The organism is Bacteroides sp. NSJ-39, from assembly GCF_014287315.1.
Lineage (GTDB): Bacteria > Bacteroidota > Bacteroidia > Bacteroidales > Bacteroidaceae > Bacteroides > Bacteroides finegoldii.
On the sequence record NZ_JACOOB010000045.1, the window covers coordinates 1 to 2,500 of the forward strand.

General features: G+C 46.7%; 2 tRNA genes and 1 rRNA gene (1 of these 3 cut by a window edge). All 3 read left to right on the plus strand.

The annotated features are described in order from the left end of the window. The first annotated feature begins 141 nt into the window (after window positions 1-141). A tRNA-Ile gene (locus tag H8S63_RS19525) sits at window positions 142-218 on the plus strand. 69 nt (window positions 219-287) lie between these two features. After that, window positions 288-361: transfer RNA gene (locus H8S63_RS19530), tRNA-Ala, on the plus strand. 160 nt (window positions 362-521) lie between these two features. Then, window positions 522-2,500 (plus strand): 23S ribosomal RNA (locus tag H8S63_RS19535) (it continues 910 nt past the right edge of the window).

A 2,500-nucleotide genomic window follows, 5' to 3' on the forward strand; every position in this document is an offset into this window, starting at 1 on the left:
TAGACTTTACAGGTTCTGTTTATTGTACTACTGGTACTTGTTTATTTATAATATATAGATCAACCATCTATAGAAGTATAGATAGAGATAAACAAGAGAAACAAGAAGCCGAGTCTAACATCAGGTAGACAAGGTTGAACTAGTCCTATAGCTCAGTTGGTTAGAGCGCTACACTGATAATGTAGAGGTCGGCAGTTCAACTCTGCCTGGGACTACCAAGCTCAAGAACGAGGAATAGTGACAGCTAAAAGCTAAAAACTAAAAACAACATTCTTGAATAACCTCTTGGGGGATTAGCTCAGCTGGCTAGAGCATCTGCCTTGCACGCAGAGGGTCAACGGTTCGAATCCGTTATTCTCCACTCTCTCTGAAAAGAGAAACGATCTTTGACATGATGTACAAAAAGTAAAATAAAAAGTAAGAGCTAAAAGTATATATCAAACCGTACGTGTTCGAATATGCAATATTGACAGCCGGAAGCAATTCCCAAGTCAATACCAGTATGAGAATAAAACGTTTGAAAGAAAGTAAGCAAGGGCGCATGGCGGATGCCTTGGCTCTCGGAGGCGATGAAGGACGTGATAAGCTGCGATAAGCTTCGGGTAGGTGCAAATAACCTTTGATCCGAAGATTTCCGAATGGGACAACCCGTCATTCTGAAGGAATGACATCTTGCATAGCAAGAGGCTAACGCAGGGAACTGAAACATCTTAGTACCTGCAGGAAAAGAAAATAATAATGATTCCCCAAGTAGTGGCGAGCGAACGGGGATTAGCCCAAACCAATGTTGTTACGGCAATATTGGGGTTGTAGGACCACGATGTCGCAAGACATTTCATGAGTAGAACTCCCTGGAAAGTGAGACCATAGACGGTGATAGTCCGGTATACGAAGTGAAACGAAGCGTAGTGGTATCCTGAGTAGCGCGGGACACGAGAAATCTTGCGTGAATCTGCCGGGACCATCCGGTAAGGCTAAATACTCCCGAGAGACCGATAGCGAACCAGTACTGTGAAGGAAAGGTGAAAAGCACTTCGAACAGAAGAGTGAAATAGTCCCTGAAACCGTGCGCCTACAAGCGGTCGGAGCTTCGTAAGAAGTGACGGCGTGCCTTTTGCATAATGAACCTACGAGTTACTTTTTCCGGCAAGGTTAAGCATTTCAAAATGTGTAGCCGAAGCGAAAGCGAGTCTGAACAGGGCGACTAGTCGGAAGGAGTAGACGCGAAACCAAGTGATCTACCCTTGGTCAGGTTGAAGGTTAGGTAACACTAACTGGAGGACCGAACCGATAAGCGTTGAAAAGCTTCCGGATGAACTGAGGGTGGGGGTGAAAGGCTAATCAAACTTGGAGATAGCTCGTACTCCCCGAAATGCATTTAGGTGCAGCCTCGGGAATTACTACTGTGAGGTAGAGCGACTGATAAGATGCGAGGGCTTCACCGCCTATCAAGTCTTGATAAACTCCGAATGCGCAGTAGTTCTATCCCGGGAGTGAGGGCATGGGTGCTAAGGTCCATGTCCTAAAGGAGAAGAATCCGGACCATCAGCTAAGGTCCCGAAATAATTGCTAAGTTGAACTAACGAAGTCAGATTGCTAAGACAGCTAGGATGTTGGCTTGGAAGCAGCCATTCATTTAAAGAGTGCGTAACAGCTCACTAGTCGAGGAGTTTGGCGTGGATAATAATCGGGCATCAAGCAATTTACCGAAGCTATGGGATGTTAACTAAACACTAACATCGGTAGGGGAGCATTCCACTCTGCGTCGAAGGTGAAGCGTGAGCTTTGCTGGAGCGTGTGGAAAAGCAAATGTAGGTATAAGTAACGATAAAGGGGGTGAGAAACCCCCTCGCCGAAAGACTAAGGTTTCCTGATCAACGCTAATCGGATCAGGGTTAGTCGGGTCCTAAGGCTCAGCCGAACGGTGATGCCGATGGCAGAACAGGTTAATATTCCTGTACTACCTTAAGGAGTGACGTGGAGACGGAGGCGTGACAGCGCCGCGGACTGACGGAATAGTCCGTTGAAGGGTGTAGATGTTGATCTTTGCAGGCAAATCCACAAAGAGAGTCGAACCTGATAGTATACCAATTCCTTCGGGAAACGGTAATAGTGCGTGTAAGCATACTCCCGAGAAAATCCGCTAAACTTAATCCTTGAGGTACCCGTACCGCAAACGGACACACGTAGTCGGGTTGAATATACTAAGGCGCTTGAGTGATTCACGGTTAAGGAACTAGGCAAACTGACCCTGTAACTTCGGGATAAAGGGTCCCAACGAGAGTTGGGCGCAGAGAATAGGTCCAGGCAACTGTTTAACAAAAACACAGGGCTGTGCCAAATTGAAAGATTACGTATACAGCCTGACACCTGCCCGGTGCTGGAAGGTTAAGAGGAGATGTCATCGCAAGAGAAGCATTGAATTGAAGCCCCAGTAAACGGCGGCCGTAACTATAACGGTCCTAAGGTAGCGAAATTCCTTGTCGGGTAAGTTCCGACC